This window comes from Streptomyces sp. NPDC102360 (genome assembly GCF_044766085.1).
Classification (GTDB): Bacteria; Actinomycetota; Actinomycetes; order Streptomycetales; family Streptomycetaceae; genus Streptomyces.
Map to the genome: position 1 here is coordinate 279,193 of NZ_JBIWLG010000003.1, position 19,744 is coordinate 298,936.

20 protein-coding genes are annotated in these 19,744 nt (G+C 70.0%); 6 read left to right on the plus strand and 14 right to left on the minus strand.

The window, feature by feature from the left end:
• The first annotated feature begins 121 nt into the window (after positions 1–121).
• The 3 genes from ACIRHA_RS15555 to ACIRHA_RS15565 all read left to right on the plus strand — a co-directional run bounded on the left by ACIRHA_RS15555 (position 122) and on the right by ACIRHA_RS15565 (position 2,467).
• Entirely contained in the window at positions 122–574 is a 453-nt protein-coding gene (locus ACIRHA_RS15555; protein WP_403845107.1) for a MarR family winged helix-turn-helix transcriptional regulator, read from the plus strand.
• A 107-nt stretch (positions 575–681) separates the two neighbouring features.
• Complete coding sequence (locus ACIRHA_RS15560) at positions 682–1,344, plus strand: TetR/AcrR family transcriptional regulator (RefSeq protein WP_403845109.1); 663 nt, start codon at positions 682–684, stop codon at positions 1,342–1,344.
• Between the two features lie 67 nt (positions 1,345–1,411).
• Positions 1,412–2,467, plus strand: coding sequence for a dihydrodipicolinate reductase (locus tag ACIRHA_RS15565; RefSeq protein WP_403845112.1), 1,056 nt, complete (start codon positions 1,412–1,414; stop codon positions 2,465–2,467).
• Positions 2,468–2,476: 9 nt separating this feature from the next.
• Here ACIRHA_RS15565 and ACIRHA_RS15570 read toward each other — a convergent pair whose 3' ends face one another.
• Genes ACIRHA_RS15570 through ACIRHA_RS15580 form a run of 3 tightly spaced genes read right to left on the minus strand, consistent with a single transcriptional unit; the run spans position 2,477 to position 5,403 of the window.
• The gene (locus tag ACIRHA_RS15570; protein WP_403845115.1) at positions 2,477–3,739 is read right to left on the minus strand and encodes an amidohydrolase family protein; all 1,263 of its coding nucleotides are present in this window, start codon (positions 3,737–3,739) and stop codon (positions 2,477–2,479) included.
• Positions 3,740–3,771: 32 nt separating this feature from the next.
• Positions 3,772–4,110: a hypothetical protein gene (locus tag ACIRHA_RS15575; protein WP_403845117.1), complete on the minus strand. Its 339-nt coding sequence runs from the start codon at positions 4,108–4,110 to the stop codon at positions 3,772–3,774.
• A gap of 33 nt (positions 4,111–4,143) precedes the next feature.
• Positions 4,144–5,403, minus strand: coding sequence for an aromatic ring-hydroxylating dioxygenase subunit alpha (locus ACIRHA_RS15580; RefSeq protein WP_403845120.1), 1,260 nt, complete (start codon positions 5,401–5,403; stop codon positions 4,144–4,146).
• Between the two features lie 222 nt (positions 5,404–5,625).
• Between ACIRHA_RS15580 and ACIRHA_RS15585 the strand changes: the two genes are divergently transcribed.
• The gene (locus ACIRHA_RS15585; protein ID WP_403845122.1) at positions 5,626–6,528 is read left to right on the plus strand and encodes an LLM class F420-dependent oxidoreductase; all 903 of its coding nucleotides are present in this window, start codon (positions 5,626–5,628) and stop codon (positions 6,526–6,528) included.
• 80 nt (positions 6,529–6,608) lie between these two features.
• Here the strand turns inward: ACIRHA_RS15585 and ACIRHA_RS15590 are convergent, their stop codons facing one another.
• The 5 genes from ACIRHA_RS15590 to ACIRHA_RS15610 form a co-directional block, all read right to left on the minus strand.
• A complete protein-coding gene (locus ACIRHA_RS15590) occupies positions 6,609–7,790 on the minus strand; it encodes an acyl-CoA dehydrogenase family protein (protein WP_403845125.1) in 1,182 nt (393 codons plus the stop codon).
• A complete protein-coding gene (locus ACIRHA_RS15595; RefSeq protein ID WP_403845128.1) occupies positions 7,774–8,805 on the minus strand; it encodes an acyl-CoA dehydrogenase family protein in 1,032 nt (343 codons plus the stop codon). Before ACIRHA_RS15595 ends, ACIRHA_RS15590 begins: the two co-directional genes overlap by 17 nt.
• Positions 8,802–9,980: an amidohydrolase family protein gene (locus ACIRHA_RS15600; protein WP_403845131.1), complete on the minus strand. Its 1,179-nt coding sequence runs from the start codon at positions 9,978–9,980 to the stop codon at positions 8,802–8,804. The genes ACIRHA_RS15595 and ACIRHA_RS15600 overlap by 4 nt, the downstream gene beginning before the upstream one ends.
• Positions 9,981–10,043: 63 nt before the next feature.
• On the minus strand, positions 10,044–10,847 hold the full coding sequence (locus ACIRHA_RS15605; protein WP_403845133.1) for an enoyl-CoA hydratase: 804 nt from the start codon (positions 10,845–10,847) through the stop codon (positions 10,044–10,046).
• A gap of 101 nt (positions 10,848–10,948) precedes the next feature.
• Entirely contained in the window at positions 10,949–11,596 is a 648-nt protein-coding gene (locus tag ACIRHA_RS15610) for a TetR/AcrR family transcriptional regulator (RefSeq protein ID WP_403845135.1), read from the minus strand.
• Positions 11,597–11,767: 171 nt separating this feature from the next.
• Here ACIRHA_RS15610 and ACIRHA_RS15615 point away from each other — a divergent pair, with 171 nt between their 5' ends.
• Together ACIRHA_RS15615 and ACIRHA_RS15620 are read left to right on the plus strand one after the other, a co-directional pair.
• On the plus strand, positions 11,768–13,132 hold the full coding sequence (locus ACIRHA_RS15615; protein ID WP_403845137.1) for a hypothetical protein: 1,365 nt from the start codon (positions 11,768–11,770) through the stop codon (positions 13,130–13,132).
• Positions 13,129–14,538: an acyl-CoA reductase gene (locus ACIRHA_RS15620; RefSeq protein WP_403845140.1), complete on the plus strand. Its 1,410-nt coding sequence runs from the start codon at positions 13,129–13,131 to the stop codon at positions 14,536–14,538. Before ACIRHA_RS15615 ends, ACIRHA_RS15620 begins: the two co-directional genes overlap by 4 nt.
• A 116-nt stretch (positions 14,539–14,654) precedes the next feature.
• On the opposite strand, the gene mftF is transcribed toward ACIRHA_RS15620, so the two are convergent.
• Genes mftF through mftA form a run of 6 tightly spaced genes read right to left on the minus strand, consistent with a single transcriptional unit; the run spans position 14,655 to position 19,725 of the window.
• The gene (mftF, locus tag ACIRHA_RS15625; RefSeq protein ID WP_403845143.1) at positions 14,655–16,154 is read right to left on the minus strand and encodes a mycofactocin biosynthesis glycosyltransferase MftF; all 1,500 of its coding nucleotides are present in this window, start codon (positions 16,152–16,154) and stop codon (positions 14,655–14,657) included.
• On the minus strand, positions 16,151–16,894 hold the full coding sequence (gene mftE, locus ACIRHA_RS15630; protein WP_403845146.1) for a mycofactocin biosynthesis peptidyl-dipeptidase MftE: 744 nt from the start codon (positions 16,892–16,894) through the stop codon (positions 16,151–16,153). The genes mftF and mftE overlap by 4 nt, the downstream gene beginning before the upstream one ends.
• Positions 16,887–18,071, minus strand: a complete 1,185-nt coding sequence (mftD, locus tag ACIRHA_RS15635; protein WP_403845148.1) for a pre-mycofactocin synthase MftD — start codon at positions 18,069–18,071, stop codon at positions 16,887–16,889. The genes mftE and mftD overlap by 8 nt, the downstream gene beginning before the upstream one ends.
• An 18-nt stretch (positions 18,072–18,089) precedes the next feature.
• Positions 18,090–19,304: a mycofactocin radical SAM maturase gene (gene mftC, locus ACIRHA_RS15640; protein ID WP_403845151.1), complete on the minus strand. Its 1,215-nt coding sequence runs from the start codon at positions 19,302–19,304 to the stop codon at positions 18,090–18,092.
• Complete coding sequence (gene mftB / locus ACIRHA_RS15645) at positions 19,301–19,606, minus strand: mycofactocin biosynthesis chaperone MftB (protein WP_403845154.1); 306 nt, start codon at positions 19,604–19,606, stop codon at positions 19,301–19,303. The genes mftC and mftB overlap by 4 nt, the downstream gene beginning before the upstream one ends.
• Positions 19,591–19,725, minus strand: a complete 135-nt coding sequence (mftA, locus tag ACIRHA_RS15650; protein ID WP_403845156.1) for a mycofactocin precursor MftA — start codon at positions 19,723–19,725, stop codon at positions 19,591–19,593. The genes mftB and mftA overlap by 16 nt, the downstream gene beginning before the upstream one ends.
• Positions 19,726–19,744: the final 19 nt, after the last annotated feature.

The window sequence follows — 19,744 nt, forward strand, 5'->3', positions numbered from 1 at the left end:
CAATCTTTCCTATTCAGCGTGTGCAACGCTATGCATCATACACACGATGTGTATCGTGCATATTGCGTGCGTGATGCACATAACACCCTGCGATACGGTCGACCCAGGAGGACGCACGTACATGAACAAGCCATCGCACCTGGTCGAGTTCGAGCACATGGTGCTGGGCCGACATCAGCTCGGCAGCGAGAAGCGCCGCCGCCAGGCCGACCGCCTGGAGCGCAGCGCGTACATCATGCTCAGCCGGATCCAGGCACAGGGTCCGATGTCCATCGGTCAGCTCAGCGAGGCCTTCCTGCTCGACGCCTCCACGCTCAACCGGCAGACGGCGAGCGCGATGCGGGCCGGGCTCCTGGAGCGGATCCCCGACCCGGACGGCGGCATGGCCCGCAAGTTCCGGCTCACCGAGGAGGGCGAGCGGCAGCTCGACGAGGAGCGCGAGACCCACGTCCAGGAACTGGACAAGGTCTTCGAGGACTGGTCGGCGGACGACGTCGAGACCTTCGCCCGCTACCTGCAGCGCTTCAACACCAGCGTCGAGCGGCTGAGCGGCCAGCCCTGGCCGCGCTCCTGAACATCGCGGGATGGCTTCACCGGAGAATGGCGTTCCCGCTCACGCGCTACCCGACTCGGTAGGTGGAAGCCACCCGCTTCTCAACTGCGTCGAGTATCGTTCCGCAGATGAACGCCGTACCCGCAGAGCCCACTCCGCCCGTCTGGCGACAGCGCGCGATCGAGCGGTCCACGCGCGCGGCCAAGCTCCGCGCAGAACACCGGATCGAGCGCTTCCTCGAAGCGGCACAGGAGCTCATCGCCGCGAAGGGCACCACCGACTTCACCGTGCAGGAGGTCGTCGAGCGCTCGAAGCAGTCACTGCGCAGCTTCTACCAGCACTTCGACGGCAAACACGAGCTGCTGCTCGCCCTGTTCGAGGACGCCCTGGGGCGCTCGGCCGACGAGATCCGCGCCGCCACCGCCGCCAAGAAGAAGCCCCTCGAACGGCTGCGCGTCGCGGTGCACATGCTCTACGAGCAGTCACTTCCGCGCCCCGGCCGACAGAGCCCGCTGTTCACCGACTTCGCGATGCAGCTCCTTGGCACCCACCCGGAGCAAGTGGCCACCGCGCACGTGCCGTTGCTCGACCTGTTCACCGAACTCGTCGAGCAGGCCGTGGAGTCGGGTGACGCGCGGGCGGACAAGCCGCGGCGCGCGGCGTCGTTGGTGATGCAGTCGGCGATGTTCACCGCACAGACCCCGGGCGTCCCGTCCGGCAGCGCGTCGACGCAGGTCTCCGCGGAGGAGGTCTGGGAGTTCTGCCGGGGCGGGGTTTCGGGCAGGGCCTGACACCGCGAAGGATGACCCACTGCCGGCGCCATTACGCTTCTCGTCACGCGAGAGTACCGTTCTCGCCATGACGGAACCGGGACGCAAGTCGTCGTACCGCGTCGTCCAGTGGGCGACCGGCAACATCGGGAGTCGTACCCTGCGCGGGGCCGCCGAGCATCCGCGGCTGGAGGTGGTCGGCGTCCTCGTGCACAGCGCGGACAAGTCGGGCCTGGACGCGGGTGAGTTGTGCGGTCTCGCGCCGCTGGGCGTCCGCGCCACCACCGAGCCGGCCGATGTGCTCGGTCTGAGGCCGGACTGCGTGCTCTACACGCCGCGCGAGCTGGACGCCGACGCGGTGTGCGCGCTCCTGTCGGCAGGGATCAACGTCGTCGCCACCCGCACCGACTTCCACCACCCCGACGCCATGGACCAGCCCCTGCGGCGGCGGATCGAGGCCGCCTGCGCCGAGGGCGGCAGCAGCATCCACAGCACCGGCAGCAGCCCCGGCTTCGTCACCGAGGCGCTGCCGCTGGTGCTCGCGTCCGTGCAGCGTCGGCTCGACGGGCTGCTGATCGAGGAGTTCGCCGACCTGTCGCGGCGTCCGTCCCCCGGACTGCTCTTCGACGTGATGGGGTTCGGCGGGCGGAGCGACACCTTCGACGAGCGGCGGCTCGCCTCGCTGAAGTCAAGCTTCGCGCCGTCCCTGCGGGTGGTGGCCGACGCGCTCGGGCTGCCCGTCGAACGGGCCGAGGTGCACGGGGAGTTCGCGCATGCCCTCTCGCGTACGACGATCGCCGCCGGGGTGCTGGAGGCCGGTTCGGTGGCGGCGCAGCGCGTCACGGTGGCGTGGCAGCAAGGCGGTCGTGACGTGCTGCGGTTCCGGGCGACCTGGTACTGCACGACCGGGCTCGACCGGTCCTGGGATCTGCGGGACACCGGGTGGCGCCTCACCGTAGACGGCGACGCCCCGCTGGACGTCACGATCCGCTTCCCCGTCGCCCCGGAGAACGCGGCAGCCACCTACCCCTCGTACACCGCCAATCGTGCGGTGAACGCGGTGCCGTGGGTGTGTGCGGCGGAGCCGGGGATCCGCACGACGACGGATCTTCCGCACGTGGTGTCGCCGTTCGCGGCAGCGTGATTAAGGGGGTCAGCCATCCGCTGATGTGTCGTCACGGTGGATCGTCCCGCCCTTCATCACGAACCGGACGTCGCCCGTCACCGCGACGTCCGCAAGCGGGTCACCGGGAACCGCGATGACGTCGGCGAGCAGGCCGGTGTCGAGGCGGCCGCGGTCGTCGACGTCGATGAGGTCGGCGGCGACGGTCGTCGCGGCGCGGATCGCGTCGAGCGGGGACATGCCTCGCTTCACCAGTGCGATCAGCTCCTTGTGGTTGCGCCCGTGCGGGATGGCCGGGGCGTCGGAGCCACAGGCCACCCGGACACCGCGGCGGATGGCCTCGGAGATGGTGGCTCGGGCCCGCGGGAACACCTCGGCGGCCTTCGCCTGGAGCTCGGGGTCGGCATGCGAGGTGTCCATCTCGTCGTTGAGCGAGGTGGTGGCCACCAGGAAGGTGCCCTGCCGCACCATCCGGTCGAGGGTCTCGCCGCTGGTGAGGAAGCCGTGCTCGATGCAGTCGATGCCCGCGTCCAGCGCGGCCGTGACCGCCTGTTCGCCCATGCAGTGCGCGGCGACCTTCCGCCCCGCCCGGTGGGCCTCGTCGACGATGGCGCGCAGTTCCTCGTCGGAGTACTGCTGGGCGCCGGCCGGGCCGGTGTGCGACATCACGCCGTTCGAGGCGCACACCTTGATGACCCACGCGCCGTGCTTGATCTGGTAGCGCACCGCCTTGCGCACCTCGTCGACGCCGTTGGCGATCCCCTCCTCCACCGTCAACGGCAGCACGTGCGGGGCGAACGCCTGGAACATCGTCGGGTCCAGATGCCCGCCCGTGGGCGTGATCGCGTGCCCGGCCGGCACGACTCGAGGTCCATCGATCCAGCCGTGGTCGATGGCCTTCTTCAGGGCGACGTCGAGCAACAATCCATTGGTCTGGAGGAAGAGGCCCAGGTTGCGCACCGTCGTGAACCCGGCGCGCAGGGTCCTGCGCGCGTTGGCCACCGCCCGCAGAGTGCGTACCGCCGGGTCGTCCTGCACCGCGATGAGCGGACTGCGGTGGTCGGGCCCGCCGAGCAGCAGGTTGACCTCCATGTCCATCAGTCCGGGCAGCAGGGTCAGCTCGCCGAGGTGGACGACGACCGTGCCGTCCGGCAGGGTGTCGGGCGCGATCCGGGTGATGTGTTCGCCCTCGACGAGCAGTTCACCGGGGGTGACGTACTCCCCCTTGTCGACGTCGAGCAGGCGGGCGGCGCGGAGCAGGACGGGCGGCTGTGGGGTGCGCGGGCGGGGCATCGCGGGCTCCTTCACACAATGGCGGCGACCGGTCAGACGGCGGGTTCGACGACGGCGTCGATGCTGGAGGGGCCGGAGTCGGGAACCCGCGGCTGGCGCCACGCCTCGACCGGGAAGGCCACGGTCACCAGCGCGCAGAACGCCCACAGGAGCCGCTTGTCCTGCTCCGAGATGGTGTCGAGGTCGACCTGCTCGAGATATGCCTTGTTGGCCTGGAGCAGCGGGAACGCCGCGTTGTAGAAGGCGTCCAGCTCGTCCATGGTGCTGGCGAGCCGCTTGGCGTAGCGGGCCTTCTCGCCCTGGACGGCCCACTCGGCGAACGGCTCCAGGGCCTCGAAGCCGGCGGGAAAGACAGTGGTGGCATGCGCCATGATGCGGTTCTCCTCCTGGAGTCGCTGAGCCGGTCAGCCCTGGTACTCGTCGACGTAGCCGCGCGCGGACTGGTGCAGGTGCCGCAGCAGCACCTCCTGGTCGTTGAGCGGGAAGGTGTCGACGATGCGGGACTCGAGCATCGTCTGCGTCGCTTCAAGGGTGTTGCCGTCCTGGAGGCCGTACTCCTTGAACGACACGGCGGCCAGCTCCTGCTGGAGCCGCTGGAACCCGTTCTTCGGCGGCACGAAGTAGCAGGTGCCCTCGAAGATGTGGGTGTTGTACGAGGTCGGCCAGTAGTGGTACGTGAGCACCCAGTTGGGCCGCCAGATCAGCAGCATGAAGTTCGGGAAGAACACGAACGAGTCCATGCCCCACCGCTTGTCGCGGGTCGGATTGATGGCCGAGGGCAGGTCCGCTGTCTCCACACCGACGTCCGGGGCGTCCCACGGGCCGAACAGGCCGCTCTCCAGGGCCGCTTCGATGGGCTTGACCATTTTGCGGTCGTGCGGCGGCGCGATGCCTCCCCAGGAGGAGACCATCGAGTGGGGGCCGTCGGTGTCGTAGTGCAGCGCCTCGTACCCGTACTTCTGGATCTTGCGGGCCTCCTCGGCCATGTACTGGCCGGAGTGCAGGATCGGCGCGTGGTAGAACTCGGCGAACGCGTCGATGAACAGCTTCCAGTTGGCGCCGATCTCCGCGCGGTACTTGTGCACCTGCGTGAGCTTGTGGAACGGGTAGCCCTCGATGCCCTTGGCGAACTCGCCGAGGTACTCGCGCAGCGGCGTGGTGTTGTCGGGGTCCAGATTGACGAAGATGAACCCCTCCCAGACCTCCGTGTGCACGGTCTTGAGCCCGTACTCGGACTTGTCGAGGTCGAAGAACTCGCCCTCCTGCTGCACGTAGGCGAGCTTGCCCTCGAGGTCGTAGCGCCAGGCGTGGTACTTGCAGGTGAACTGGCGGCAGACGCCGCTGGTCTCCTCGCGCGGGAAGTCGTTCCACACCAGCTTGTTGCCGCGGTGGCGGCAGACGTTGTGGAAGGCGCGGATCTCGTCGTCGGTGCCGCGCGCGACGATCACCGAGGTGCGGGCCGCGTCCAGTTCCTTCGTGAAGTAGCTGCCCTTGCGCGGCAGTTGCTCGACCCGGCCGACGTTGAGCCATGTCCTGCGGAAGATCGCGTCGCGCTCCAGCTCGTAGTGCTCGGGCGAGATGGAGTCCTCATAGCTGATCGGCTCCGTGCCGATCTTCAAGTGCTCGGTCCAGCTGCCCTCGGCGGGCTTCTTGAAATGCGGCATGGGGTCCGACCCTCCAGTCCGACTGCGCCACTGACGTCCGATGACACCCGATGACGTCCGATGACACCCGAAAGCCTTGGATAATCTCGATCTCTCGATGCGAGAACGGTATTCTCTCAACTGATCGTGCGTCAAGCGGCCCGCGTGGGTGCGACCCTGTACGGGCCCACCACAGGGGCCGTACGGCCGACAGTTCCGCACAGAACCGGAGGATGCGTGACGATGCGATTCCTGTTTCACTACCCGGAGGCGCACGGACCGGACGGCGACCTGCTGGACGCGGGACCGCTGACCGAAGTGGCCCGAGCGGCCGAGGAGTTCGGGTTCTCCGGGCTCTCCTTCAGCGAGCACCCGTCACCCGGCGCGCGCTGGCTGAACCACGGCGGGCACCAGACGCTCGACCCCTTCATCGCGCTCTCGCACGCGGCGGCCGTCACCAGCAGGCTGCGGCTGCTCACATACCTGGCCGTCGCCCCGTACCGCAATCCGCTGCTGCTGGCCAAGCAGGCGGCGACGCTCGACCGGCTCTCCGGCGGGCGGCTGATCCTGGGCCTCGGCGCCGGATATCTGAAGGGCGAGTTCCACGCGCTCGGTGTCGACTTCGAGGAGCGCAACGCACTCTTCGACGAGGTACTGGACGTGCTGCCGCTGCACTGGAGCGGCGAACCGTTCAGCTACGAGGGCCGGCACTTCAACGTCCGTGCGGCGCAGGCCCTGCCGCGGCCCGCGCAGCAGCCCATACCGGTGTGGATCGGCGGCAACTCGCGGCTGAGCCGGCGCCGGGCCGCCGAGCGGGCGCAGGGCTGGATGCCGATGTCCGGCGGCGCCGAGCTGAGCACGACGGCCCGGACGCCGACGCTCGGCCCGCTGTCCGAACTGGCGGGCGCGATCGGGGAGGTCCGTGACGCCACGGCCGCCGCCGGTCGCGGTGACAGCGTCGACGTGCTGCACTCGTACCGCGACGACGGCCTCACGGAACCGGCCCTCGACGCGGACCGGCACCGGGAGGCGTTCGCCGCGCTGGAGAAGGCCGGGGTGACGTGGGTGGCCGTGTCCTGTCCGCATGAGTCGGCGGCGGCGACCCTGGAGTTCCTGGAGGCGTTCGGCACGACGTACGCGAGCTGAACGGGCGGACTTCTGGCTCAGCACATCAGGGAGGGGCGGCTCTGCAGGGCCGCCCCTCCCTTCCGTCTCCCTTACGCTCCTCAGCCGCGCGGCAGTCCGAGCACGCGCTGGGCGATGATGCCGCGCTGGATCTCGGACGTGCCGCCCGCGATGGTGCCGCCGAAGCTGCGGGCGTACCGGTGGAACCAGCTGGCGAAGGCGTCGTCGAAGCTCATGTGGCTGTACGGCGCGCTGTCCGTGCCGTGGATGAGACCGTCAGGACCGGCCGCTTCCAGGGCGCGCTCAAGCGCCTTCTGCGAGGCCTCCGAACCGAGGACCTTCAGGACGGACAGCGAGGGGACGTCCGTCTCGCCGCGGGCGGCGCGCGCCAGGGCGGCCGTGCCGAGCAGGGTCAGCGCCTGGCGGTCCATGACCAGGGTGGCGTACCAGTCCTTCTCCAGCGCGGTGGTGGGGCGGAAGTCGCGCAGCAGATCGCTCATGCGCTCGGCGTCGCCCAGCCACATCAGCGTGCGTTCGTGGCCGAGCGAACCGTTGGCCACCCGCCAGCCCTCGTGGAGCGGTCCGACGAGGTTCTCCGCGGGCACCCGTACACCCTCGAAGAAGACCTCGTTGAAGTCCTTGTCCTCGGGCCCCGTGAAGGACGCGAAGGGGCGGCGGGTCACGCCGGGGGTGTCGGTCGGGATCAGCAGCACGCTGATTCCCTTGTGCTTGGGGGCGTCCGGGTCGGTGCGCACGAAGGTGAGCAGCACGTCGGCGTCGTGGGCGCCGGACGTCCACACCTTCTGCCCGTCGACCGTGAAGTACGCGCCGTCGGCGGAGAGTTGAGCACGGGTGCGCAGGGAGGCGAGGTCGGATCCGGCGCCGGGTTCGCTCATCCCGAGGGCCGCGGTGATCTCGGCGCGGAGAATGGGGACGGCCCAGCGGTGCTTCTGCTCGTCGGTGCCGAAGGAGAGCAGAGAAGCGGCGATGATGCCTACGCCTTGCGGGTTGAAGCTGTGGTAGATGCGGCGCCGGCCGAGTTCCTCCAGGTGTACGTACCGCTGCAGCACGGTGGCATCGCGGCCGCCGAACTCGGGTGGGTTGCCCGGCAGCAGCCAGCCCGCGTCGAACTGGGTGCGCTGCCAGCGGCGGGCCCACTCGGGTATGTGGGCGCTGGAGCGAGACCGTTCGGTGGCCTCGGCCTCGGTGGGCAGGTTCGCCTCCAGGAACGCCACGAACTCGGCGCGGAACGCCTCGGTGTCGTCGTCAAAGCTGATGCGCATGGCCGTCCCCCACGATGTCGGCGATCACGGCGCGGTGTTCGGCGGCGCCGCCGAGCAACAGCTCGCCCGACTTGGCGCGCTTGAGCGCGAACTGCAGATCGTTCTCCCAGGTGTTGCCCATCGCGCCGAACAGCTGGACACCGTGCCGGAACACCAGGGCCTGGCACTCCCCCGCCGACGCCTTGGCCATGGCGGCGGCGAGGCGGCGGCGCGGGTCGTCGGCGGCGATCGTCATCATCGCGAAGTAGGCCAGGGCGCGGGCCCGTTCGATCGCCACGTGCATGTCGGCGGCCTTGTGCTGGACGGCCTGGAACGAGCCGATCGGGGCGCCGAACTGATGGCGGCCGCGGACGTGCTCCAGGGTCAGGCCGAGGATGCGGCGACAGGCGCCGACCGTCGTCATCGCGAGTCCGGCGAGTGCGAGGTGCCGGGCGCGCTCCGGATCGGCGCCGCTGCGGTCCTCCGCGCCGACCCGCACCCCCTCGAAGGCCACGTCGGCGACGTGCAGCACCGGGTCGAAGACGTGCAGCGGCGTGGCTGTCACCGCCTCCGCGGGCACCACGAAGACACCGGCGTCGGTGATGACAGCGAGGCGCTCGGCCCGGTCCGCGTCGAGCACGTGGGGGGCGGTGCCTTCGAGAGTCCAGCCGGCGCCGTCCGCGCGGGCCGTCACGCCGGAGAACACGGCGGCGCCGCTCGCGCCGTCACCGGCCGCCGCCGGGGCGAGCGGTGCGAACTGCGTCATGGTCGCCAGATACGGAGTCGGGTCCACGGCGTGCCCCAACTCCTCGAGCACGATGCCGAGTTCGACCGCGTCGGCCGGGTCGACGAGTTCGGTCCAGCCCAGTTTCCGGTACGTGCGCCACAGCGGCGCGGGGTCGGCGCCGGTGTCCGCGACGGACCGGACGAACGCCGCAGTGCACTCCTTGGAGACGGCGTCGCGGACGGTCCGCTGCCACAGCCGTTGATCCGAGTCGAACTCGAAGAGCATCTCGGCCTCCCTGCCGGTCGTCACACCTTGAGCAGTCGGGCCAGGTTCCCGCCCATGATCTTCGCCTGGCGTTTCTGGTCCATGCCCGCCAGCGCGTCCACGTAGCTGGTCGGCTCCGCGAGGCCCTCCGGGTGCGGGTAGTCGGAGCCGAACAGCACCTTGTCCTCGCCGATGAGGTCGGCCAGTGCACCCAGGTCCTCCTCCCAGAACGGGCTGACGTGGATGTTGCGCTTGACCGCTTCCACCGGGTCGCCGGCGAACCCCTCCGGGGCCTTCTTGTAGACGTCGGCCAGGTTCTGGAGCAGCGGCGCGATCCAGTCGGAGCCGTTCTCGATCACGGCGATCTTCAGCTCCGGGAAGCGGAACAGGGCGCCGTGGCACACCCAGGAGGCCACGGCGTCCTGCACGGGCCGCCACTGGTCCATCATCCGGAAGACGTTGGTCTTGAACGGCAGCATCTCGCCGCCGGCGCCCTCCCAGTCGCTGCTGTACTTCGCGTAGCCACTGTCCGATGAGTGCATCGTGACGAGGATGTCGTGCTCGACGACACGCTTCCAGAACGGGTCGAACTCGGGCAGCGCGAAGGACCGCGAGCCACGGAAGCCGGGCACAGGGGCGGGACGCACCAGGATCGCCTTGGCGCCGCGCTCGACACACCAGTCGAGTTCCTCGATGGCCTTGTCGACGATGGGCAGGCTGACGACCGGGACGGTGAAGATGCGGTCGTGGTAGTTGAACGACCAGACCTCGTCGAGCCACTGGTTGAGCGAGTGCACGACGGCGTGGATCATCTCCGGGTCGTCCCGCATGCGCTCCTCGACGAGGCTGGCGAGCGTGGGGAACATCAGGGTCCTGTCGATGCCGAGCTCGTCCATGAGCTTCATGCGCGGCGCGGGCTCGCGGAAGGCGGGCACCGAGCGCATCGGGTCGCCGAAGATCTCCCTTCGGCTCCTGCCCTCGGGGTTGCCGTGCCGGAAGTAGTCCTCCATGGCGCCGGGGCGCGCGACCACGTCGAAGGTCGGGTTGGGGATGTACTCACTGATCTGGCCGCGCACCGCGATCTTCGTGCGGCCGTTCACCTGCACGTACTGGATAGCGCCGCGGTACCGGTCCGGCAGGTACTTGGTCAGCGTCTCCTCGGTCTCGTACAGGTGGTTGTCCGCGTCGAACAGGGGGTACGGCAGCGTGCGCGAAGCCATGGGCTCTCTCCCTACCTGTTTGTTCATGTGCCGGCCCCGTTGTTCGTATGCCGGCGTGCTCGCTCAAGCCTGTTTGATGTGCTTCTTCATGTCGTCGAGGCGGGTCAGGATCGGGTAGCCGTCGACGCTGAGGGCGTTGCCATGGCCGGTCTGGTGGATGTCGAAGGCCGACTGCAGGGCCGATTGGAAGCCCTGCACGTCGAGTGTCTGGTTCACCGCCCGCTTGGCCTGCCGCAGGCCGAAGGGCGGCATCTGCGCGATCTGCTCCGCCAGGTCCCGTGCCGCGCCGTCGAGTTCGCCGAGCGGCACCACCTTGTTCACCATGCCCGCCCGCTCGGCCTCGTCGGCCGTCAGCGCGCGCCCGGTGAACAGGATCTCCTTCGCCTTGCGCGGCCCCAACTCCCATGTGTGGCCGTGGTATTCGACCCCGCTGATCCCCATCCGCACCACGGGGTCCGAGAACTCGGCGTTCTCGGCCGCCACGATCAGATCGCACGGCCAGCACAGCATCAGCCCGGCGGCGATGCACTTGCCCTGCACGGCCGCGATGGACGGCTTCGGTACGTTCCGCCAGCGCAGCGAGTAGCCGAGGTATCGGTGGCACTCGATGCCGTAGATGTGCTCCAGGGTGATCTTGTCGGGGGTGTGCGAGGTGCCTTTGAGGTCGTGGCCCGCGGAGAAGTGCTTGCCGTTGGCGCGCAGCACGATCACCCGTACGTCGCTGTCCTCGGCCGCCCTCGTCCAGGCCTCGTCGAGCGCGTCGAGCAGGTCCATCGACTGGGCGTTGGCGGCCTCGGGGCGGTTCAGCGTGATGGTGGCGATGCCGTCCTTCGCCTCGTACAGGATCTGATCCGTGGGTTTGTCCATGGGGCGGCTCCTTCTCGCCGGGTGTCGCACCCGGCGTCGCGCCGCGAGAATAACATTCTCAATTCACGGAAGTAAGACTCCCGTACGCCAACGGCGGAGCCCTATCGGGGTCGCAGCCCGTCGAGCAGCAGGCGTACGGCGAAGCCGACCTTCACGTCGAGCTCCTGTCGGGTGGGGGCCAGTCCGCCGACGATGGCGCGGACCGGCCCGCCGACCACCATGCTCATGAACGCCGACGCGGCGTGGCCCACGTGGGTCGGGGCGATCTCGCCCGCTTCGACGGCCCGTTGGAGGACCGCGGCCACGTGGTCGATCAGCGGTCTCGTGCTCTGCTCGATGTACGCGGTGAAGATCTCCGGGAAGCGGTGGCTCTCGGCGTTGATGAGGTGTTGCAGGCGCAGCCCGTGCGGTGCGGCGATCCGCTCGATGCGGAGTCGGGCGATGGCTTCGAGTGTCGCGCTCAACTCGCCGCGATCCAGGGCTTCAAGCACGTGTGATGGCACGATCTGGCGCTCGATCGCGCGTTGGATCGCCGTCCGGAACAGGGTCGCCTTGTCCGGGTGGCGGGCGTAGATCGTGCGCTTGGTCATGCTGACGCGCGCCGCGATCATCTCGATGGTCGTCACTTCGAAGCCGTGCTCGAGGAACAGGTCGAGGGCGGCGTCGAGCAGCTCCTGGTGGCGGGCCTCGGCCTGTTCGCGGGTGGGGCGGCCGGCCCGTACGCGGGGTGGCGTGGTCTCGTCCGTCATGCCGTTCTCACCTGCCGTTTCCTCGGGGCTCCGCCCCGGACCCCGCACCTCGAACGCCGGCGGGGCTTGAGGCGTGGGATTGAGTGCACCTCTTGCGCCCGGACCCCGAACCATGCAAATGATACGGGCGAGTTGCTATTCACCAATGGGTGTAACCGAAGGGTGTTCCCCGTGACCTCAGCAACCGCAACACACCAATTGACCGCGCTCGTCGACGCCTCCGACCGCTTCACCCACTCCGGGGGCGACCTGCGGGCCACGCAACTCGCGGCCCTGGACGAACGCTTCCAGGACCGCAAGGAACGCATCAAGCTCCTCGGTCACCGCGCCGACGAGTCCGGCACCTCCGGGATCCGCGAACTGGCCGACGTCGTACCGCTGTTGTTCCCGCACAGCGTCTACAAGAGCTACCCGGAAAGCTTTCTGACGCAGGGGCGTTGGGACCGAGTCGCGAAGTGGCTGGGCACGGTCTCGCCGTATCCGATCACCCCGATCGACACCTCGGACCTCGACGGCAGCGACCGGATCGACGAGTGGATCGCGCGGCTCGGCGAGCACGGCCACCACGTCTCCTGTTCCAGCGGTACGACCGGCAAGTCGGCGATGCTGCTCGCCACCGAGCGGGACATGGACTGGTCCCGCTCGGACACCGTGGGCGTGTTCTCTTGGGGCTCGGGCGTCCGACCGACCGGCGACCGCCGCATGATCGGCATCGCGCCGACGGCCGCCGTACCGAAGAACATGGTGATCGCCGAGGCGCAGGAGCGCGCGTTCGGGGACCCGGCCAAGCCACGCTTCCGGCTGCCGCTGCCACCGATCACCGTCGGCTCGCTGACCCGTACGGTCCTGCTCCGCAGGAAGATCGCCGAGGGCGCCGCGCGCCCCGAGGAACTCGCCGAGTTCGAGCGCAACGCCGCGCGGCGCCAGGAGGCGCTGGACAAGGCGATGACGACGGCAGCCGAGACACTGATCGAGCACCGCGCGGAGAAGCTCTACATCTCCGGCATGTGGAACGCGCTGCACCAAGTGGCGCGCCTCGTGAGGGACATGGGCTACTCCGGCAAGGACTTCCACCCGGACAACTGTCTCTACGTCGGCGGCGGCCTCAAGCGCGCACAACTCCCGCCCGACTACCAGAATTTCGTCCACGCCACCTTCAGGATCCCGCCGGACCGGAACTTCCAGAACTACTCGATGCAGGAGCTGAACTCCGGCATGCCGAAGTGCCGCGCCGGCGACCGCTATCACGTACCGCCATGGGTGGTCCCGCTCGTGCTCGACGAGTCCGGGGAACACTTGCTGCGGCACGAGAGCGGTGAGGTCGAGGGGCGGGCCGCCTTCTTCGACCTCGCGCTCGACGGGCGCTGGGGCGGTGTCATCACCGGCGACCGGATCTCCCTCACCCTCGACCCGTGCGCCTGCGGGGCGGCCGGTCCCTCGATCCGCGACGACATCGTGCGCTACGCGGACCTCGCCGGCGACGACAAGATCGGGTGCGCGGACACCGTCGACGCGTATGTGCGAGGTGTGTCATGACGGCTGCCAAGACCCACTCCCCGGCCGCCGTCGCGGCACCGTTCTTCCTGCGCGGGCGGCTGTACGAGGGGCAGGACATCGCCCACCGTTCCCGCGACCTGGGCGTCGCCTTCGCCACTCCTGCCCTGGACCTGGACCGGGCCGTGCATCCCCGCGGCGAGGTGCCACCCCTGCTCGACGTCCCGCTGGCCGACATCATCGACTTCCTCGTGGCGACGGGCGAGCGGCTGCGGGCCCCGGACAACCCGTTCGTCGCCGACTGCATCGACCGGATGTCCGCCACCCACCCGCTGCCCCGCCCGGTCCTGGCGGAACAGGTCGGGCACGCCTCCTCCTACCTCGACGCGCGGCTGCTGCGCACCGTCGTGGAGGAGAACTTCCCCGACCCGAGGGTGCTGGACTCATGGGTTCCCAAGGAGGACTTCACCGGCCGCAGGTGCTTTGTCCGGGCCTTCGCGCCGCGCCTGATCCATGTGCTGCCGGGCAACTCTCCGGGCGTCGCCGTGAAGTCCATCGCACAGGGAGCGCTGGTCAAGGCGGTCAACCTGTTCAAGATGTCGTCGAGCGACCCGTTCACGACAGTCGCGATCCTGCGCACCATGGCCGACATCGACCCCGGCCATCCCGTCGTGGCGTCCATGTCGGCGGCGTACTGGCGCGGCGGCGACGAGTCCGTGGAGCGGGCCCTGTACCGCCCGCAGTACTTCGACAAGATCGTGGCCTGGGGCGGCGGCGACGCCATCGACAATGTCGTCAAATACCTCGGTCCGGGCTTCCAGTTGGTGTCGTTCGACCCCAAGACCTCGATCTCGATGATCGGCAGAGAGGCAATTTCCACCGACGACACGATCGAGCGGGCCGCCGAACTCGCCGCGACCGACGTGATGGTGCTCGGCCAGGATGCCTGTGTCGCCAGCCGATTCCTGTTCGTGGAGGGGACACAGGCCGACACGGACCGGTTCTGCGCGCGGCTGCACGCACACATCACGGCGAAGGCGGCGGCCACTGGAGACACCCGGCCGCCCGACATGGAGCTGCGCGAACGGATCGAGTCGCTGCGCATGCTCGACGACGAGTTCCGGGTGTGGGGGCGGGCCGACGGCAGCGGCGTGGTGATCCGCTCGGACGAGCCGGTGGACTTCCATCCGATCAACAAGGTCGCCAACGTGGTGCGGGTCGACTCGCTCGACGACGCGCTGCGCGGTGTCACCGTCGCCACGCAGACGGTGGGCTTCCACCCCTCCGACCGGATGGCCGACTACCGTGACCGGCTGGCCAGTTGCGGCGCGCAGCGGGTCGTACGCCTCGGCGAGGCCGGGCCGAGCACCATCGGCAGTCCGCACGACGCGATGTATCCGCTGCACCGGTTCGTGCACTGGATGGTGCACGAGGACGGGGTGCGCTGAACCCGATGCCGCCGGACTCGGCATGCTGTGGCTGGGCGGCGACAACGTGTGTATGACCGGCGTACTGATGACGATATGTCCCACGGCGGTGGCTCTGCTCCTACTGCCGCCGCTGGTCATGCCGCTGGTGTGCGGCGGGGTCGCGCGTCTCCACGGGGACATGCGCGCTCGGGAGGAAGCGAGGCGCGGGGACGGGCAGCGGCCCGCACAATCCGAGGGCGCAACGCGGCCGTGGAGCGCCCCTTGAGCGCCGACAGCCACACCCCTGAGCCGTACGCGAGGTCGTCGAGGCGGCGGGCGACGGCGTAGCGGACCGGGTCGAGGCGGGTGGGCTTCGGGCCGCGTCCGAGGGTTTCCAGCGCGACGTCCGTGACCGCCGCGACGGCCGTGGCCCGGCGCATTCGGCGCGAGGCCAGACAGCCCACGGCTGCCAGCGGCCACCAGTGGCGGGTGAGCAGCGCCGTGCCCTGGGTGAGCGAGGCGAGCGAACCGAGAGCCGTGAGCCGGGCGGCGTGCGGCAGCGGGTGCGCGATGCCCTTCAGCTTCTGCGCGTTGCGGACGGTGGCGACGGCCACGAGTCCGCCCGCCACCGGCAGTGACCAGCGGCGCTGCGCGAGCAGGGCGACGAGCAGGGCGGCGCTCCACGGCGCGAGGATCGCGGGGGCGATGTTGTCGGGGTGGCGGCGGGCCAGGGGGTGCGCGCCGGTGCCGTAGACGGCCTTGCGGCGGAACCAGTCGGCGAGTTCCACCCGGTGTTCGTGGGCGGCCTGCACGGCGGGCTCGTAGCGGATGCGTCCGCCGTCCGCGGTCAGCCGCCAGCACAGGTCGACGTCCTCCCCCACGCGCATCCCCGCGTCGAAGCCATCGGCCTTGGTGAGCGCGTCGGTGCGGGCGAGCATGCAGGCGCTCGGCACCCAGGAGACGGGAGTGCCGGTGCGTACGGCGGCGGGGTGGCGGCCCAGGTCGAGGGAGGAGCGGGCGCTCTCGTAGCGGCCCAGCCAGCGCTCGGCGTCGGGGCCGGGCAGTGCGGTGATCCGGGGCACGGCCATCACGACGGCCGGGTCGGCGAAGTGGCGCAGCAGGACGTCCACTGTGTCGGCCCCGAGCACGATGTCGGAGTCGGCCAACACCACGTACGGCGTGGTGACTTCGCGCAGCCCCGCGTTGCGGGCGCCGGCCGGGCCGACGTTGTCGGCGAGCGGGAGCACGCGCGCGCGGTGGCGTGCGGCTACGGCGGCGACGGCGGCCGGTTCGTGCGAGGCGTCGTCGACGACGAGCACCGGGGCGTCGGTCGCGGTGGCGCGGATACTCGCGAGCACGCGGTCCAGCTGGTCGGGGCGGTCGCGGACGGGGATGACGTACGTGACCGTGCCTTGCGGGTCGATCCATGGCAGCTCGGTGACGATCGGGTGGGCAAGGCCGGTGGCGAGCAGCCGGTCGGCGAGAACCGCGCCCGCCCGGTCATATACCCGCAGGGTGCGCCCGGTCAGGAGCGCGCGGGCACGTGGTGTCAGCCGCAGCAGCCGGGTGGGATATCCGCCAAGCAGCGCGCACCCGCCGTCGAGGACGCGGGTGTGCCGGTCGAGCTCGACGACATATCCGTGCGGGAGGGTCATGCGGCTCCCCCCGGTACGGCTTGCGGTACGGCGGCGACAAGCCGGCCTCGCGGGTCGGCGCGGCCCGAGGTGACGAGGCGTACGGCCTCCGACACCATCGCCCCGACCAGCGCGCGCCCCTCTTCGGCGGTGGCTCCGGCCGGGTCACCGAGCACGCCGTTCGGGGAGACACCGTGTACGCCGTGGGCCATGAGGTGGGGCAGCAGTTCCGGCAGGGGGCGGGTGTCGCCGGGGGTCGCCTCCGAGAGCCGTACGTCGTCCGGGGCCAGGTGCAGCATGACGGAGGTCTCGGTGCGGCCGGCGTGGGCGTCGCCGCCGGGTGGGACGCAGCCGAGCCATGCCACGTCGTGGCCTTCGTGGCGGAGCTGGGCGCAGACCGCGTCGAGGGTGGTGACGTTGCCACCGTGTCCGTTGACGAGAACGACGCGGCCCGCCCACAGGGACAGGGAGCGCACTGTCTCGACGAGGACCACGTGCAGTGCCTCGCGGCCGATGGAGAGGGTGCCGGGGAATCCGGCGTGTTCACCACTCGCGCCGTACGTGAGGGTGGGCGCCAAGACGACACTTTCGCAAGGGAGTTGGAACGCCGCGCCCCGTGCCACGGCTTCGGCGATCGTGCTGTCCGTGTGGAACGGCAGGTGCGGGCCGTGCTGTTCGGTGGAGCCGACGGGGACGAGGACCAGCGCGCTCTCCGGCACCGTGGGCCAGGTCGCGTGCGCCAGCTCCACCGGTTCAGGCACGCGGGGCCCCGATGGTGCGGGTGAAGCCGTCGGGGATCACCAGGTCGTCCGGGCCCAGTTCGTCGACGGAGGCGTGCCCGAGGCCGAGGACGGCGGAGTCGAGGCCGCCGCGCAGGATGTCCAGGACGTTCTCCACGCCCGCCTGCCCGTTCGCGGCCAGGCCCCACAGGTAGGCGCGGCCGATGAGGACGGCTCGGGCGCCGAGCGCGAGGGCCTTGGCGACATCGCCGCCGCGCCGCACACCACCGTCGAGGAGGACCTCGATGTCGGAGCCGACCGCTTCGGCGACGGACGGCAGGAGGCGGATGGTGGCGGGGGTGGTGTCGAGGTTGTTGCCGCCGTGGTTGGAGACCGAGATGCCGGTGACACCCGCGTCGACGGCCCGCTTGGCGTCGTCGACCCTGCTGACACCCTTGAGCAGGAACGGGCCGCCCCACTCCTTGCGCATCCACTCCACGTCGTCCCAGGTGGGCGGCGCGGTCTGCATCCACTCGCCGTACGCACCGAAGAAGGTGGGGGCCTGCCCGCCTGGGGCTTGGAGGTTGGGCGTGGTCAGGTCGGGGACGCGGCGGGACCTGGCGAAGGCGAGGAGCCAGCGCGGGTGCGGCAGCACGTCGGGGGCGAACTTCACGGCCGTGCGCAGGTCGACGCGTTCCGGGATCGGCGGGCTGCCCCAGTCGCGGCCGTTGGAGAACGACCAGTCCAGGGTGGCGATGAGCGCCTTGGCGCCGGCCGCCCTGGCGCGCTCCATGCGCTGCACCATGGAGTCGCGGCTGCCCATCCAGTACATCTGGTAGAAGGTGTTCGGGTTGGCCTCGGCGACCTCCTCCACGGGCCGGCTCGCGAACGAGCTGAGCCCCATGATGACGCCCCGGTTGGCGGCGGCGCGGGCCACCGCGACTTCACCCTCCGGGTGCACGGCCTGCACACCGGTCGGCGAGATCAGCACCGGGAACGCGGACTCGACGCCGAGGACGGTGGTCGTCAGGTTCCGCTCGGCGTGGTGGCCCACCACCCGTGGCGCGAAGCCGAGTTCGGCGAAGGCGCCGATGTTGTCGTTGATGGTGCGGCCGCGTTCCGAACCGGCGACCAGGGCCCCGTAGACGCTGCTCGGGAGGTACTTCTTGGCGCGCCGCTGGGCCTCGGCGACCGTTTCGAACCATGGGTTTCTTGCCATGGGGCGGCTTTCTCCTCGTCAGGTGGCCGGTTTGAGACCTGCTACGGGGCTCTCGTCGCACTCCGACACGGGCGGCCGCCTCGTGAGAGGCACGAGGACGGGGCCGGTGCGGTGGGAGTGATCTCCGGACGGCTTCGGGATCGCGGCGCCGTCCCGCTCTCGCTCCGCGAGGAGTTGCTCCCCGTACCCCTGGACGCACTCCGGGTCGGGGCCGTCCAGCGGGAGGCCGGTGAAGAACTTCGCGGCCATGCAGCCGCCCTTGCAGGTGTCGTAGAACGCGCAGGACGCGCAGGCTCCGCCCTGCTGCGGCTCACGCAGCCGAAGGAAGAGCTCCGACTCGCGCCACACACCCGCGAATCCGCCCGCGTCGCGCACACTTCCCGCGAGGAACTCGTCGTGGATGGCGAACGGGCAGGCGTACACGTCACCGATGGGATCGATGAGACACACGACGCGACCCGCACCGCACAGGTTGAGGCCGGGCAGCGGCTCGCCGTAGGCGGACAGGTGAAAGAAGGAGTCACCGGTGAGGACCTGGTCGGCGTGCGCCACCAGCCAGTCGTAGAGCTGCCGTTGCTGGGCGGGCAGCGGGTGCAGCTCGTCCCAGACGTCGGCCCCGCGTCCCGAGGGGCGCAGCCGAGTGAGGCGGAGTTGGGCACCGTACTGGTCGGCGAGGGCCTTGAAGTCGTCCATCTGCGGGATGTTGTGGCGGGTGCAGACGACGGACAGCTTGAAGTTCTTCATGCCCGCGTCGGACAGATGGCGCATCGCGCGCAGGGCCGTGTCGTACGAACCCGCCCCGCGCACCGCGTCGTTGACCTCGGCCGTGGCTCCGTCGAGCGAGATCTGTACGTCGACGTAGTCGTTGGCGGCGAGGCGCCGGGCCACGTCCGGCGTGATCCGCACACCGTTGGTGGAGAACTTGACGCCGACGTGGTGGGCGGTGGCGTAGTCGAGAAGCTCCCAGAAGTCGGGCCGCACGGTCGGCTCGCCGCCGCCGATGTTGACGTAGAAGACCTGCATGGCCTCCAGCTCGTCGATGACGGCCTTGGCCTCCTCCGTCGTCAGCTCGCGCGGATCACGGCGGCCCGAGCTGGACAGGCAGTGGGCGCAGGACAGATTGCAGGCGTAGGTGAGTTCCCAGGTGAGGCAGATCGGCGCGTCGAGGCCGTACTCGAACAGGTCCACCAGACGTTCACCGGGCTTGGCCGCCACGGGAGTCGAGGTCGTCACGGTGTCGGGCTCCTTTCGACCAGCATCGACGAGCGGGCCAGGACGGCGAGGGCGCGCGCGTACCGTCCCGTGTCCGCATCGCCGACGCCGGCGCTCGCGCAGGCGGCGCGTGCGGTGGGCGAATCGGCGAGCGCCCGAACGACGGCGAGCAGTCCCCGGTCCTTGAGGAAGGACAGTTTGCGCGTGCCGAAGTGGTACAGCAGCGCGCCGAAGGGTTCGGGCCTGACCGACACCTGGGGGTGCACGTCCCAGGCGCGGTCCAGGTCGAGCGCGGGGGCACCCACGATCAGTACACGCCGCACATGCCGTCGATCGAGACCTCTTCGACCAGGTCGTCGGCCTCGATGAGGGGTTCGTCGGCCGAAGCGGTGGAGGCGGCGGGCGCCTCGGGGGCAGCGGTGGCTTCGAGCTGCTCGCTCATGCGTAACTCCCTGATACCG

Excerpts from the sequence above, each read along its gene's own strand:
- ACIRHA_RS15555 (WP_403845107.1), top strand. The coding sequence starts at position 122 with ATGAACAAGCCATCGCACCTGGTCGAGTTCGAGCACATGGTGCTGGGC.
- ACIRHA_RS15560 (WP_403845109.1), top strand. The coding sequence starts at position 682 with ATGAACGCCGTACCCGCAGAGCCCACTCCGCCCGTCTGGCGACAGCGC.
- ACIRHA_RS15565 (WP_403845112.1), top strand. The coding sequence starts at position 1,412 with ATGACGGAACCGGGACGCAAGTCGTCGTACCGCGTCGTCCAGTGGGCG.
- ACIRHA_RS15570 (WP_403845115.1), bottom strand. The coding sequence starts at position 3,739 with ATGCCCCGCCCGCGCACCCCACAGCCGCCCGTCCTGCTCCGCGCCGCC.
- ACIRHA_RS15575 (WP_403845117.1), bottom strand. The coding sequence starts at position 4,110 with ATGGCGCATGCCACCACTGTCTTTCCCGCCGGCTTCGAGGCCCTGGAG.
- ACIRHA_RS15580 (WP_403845120.1), bottom strand. The coding sequence starts at position 5,403 with ATGCCGCATTTCAAGAAGCCCGCCGAGGGCAGCTGGACCGAGCACTTG.
- ACIRHA_RS15585 (WP_403845122.1), top strand. The coding sequence starts at position 5,626 with ATGCGATTCCTGTTTCACTACCCGGAGGCGCACGGACCGGACGGCGAC.
- ACIRHA_RS15590 (WP_403845125.1), bottom strand. The coding sequence starts at position 7,790 with ATGCGCATCAGCTTTGACGACGACACCGAGGCGTTCCGCGCCGAGTTC.
- ACIRHA_RS15600 (WP_403845131.1), bottom strand. The coding sequence starts at position 9,980 with ATGGCTTCGCGCACGCTGCCGTACCCCCTGTTCGACGCGGACAACCAC.
- ACIRHA_RS15605 (WP_403845133.1), bottom strand. The coding sequence starts at position 10,847 with ATGGACAAACCCACGGATCAGATCCTGTACGAGGCGAAGGACGGCATC.
- ACIRHA_RS15610 (WP_403845135.1), bottom strand. The coding sequence starts at position 11,596 with ATGACGGACGAGACCACGCCACCCCGCGTACGGGCCGGCCGCCCCACC.
- ACIRHA_RS15620 (WP_403845140.1), top strand. The coding sequence starts at position 13,129 with ATGACGGCTGCCAAGACCCACTCCCCGGCCGCCGTCGCGGCACCGTTC.
- mftF (WP_403845143.1), bottom strand. The coding sequence starts at position 16,154 with ATGACCCTCCCGCACGGATATGTCGTCGAGCTCGACCGGCACACCCGC.
- mftD (WP_403845148.1), bottom strand. The coding sequence starts at position 18,071 with ATGGCAAGAAACCCATGGTTCGAAACGGTCGCCGAGGCCCAGCGGCGC.
- mftA (WP_403845156.1), bottom strand. The coding sequence starts at position 19,725 with ATGAGCGAGCAGCTCGAAGCCACCGCTGCCCCCGAGGCGCCCGCCGCC.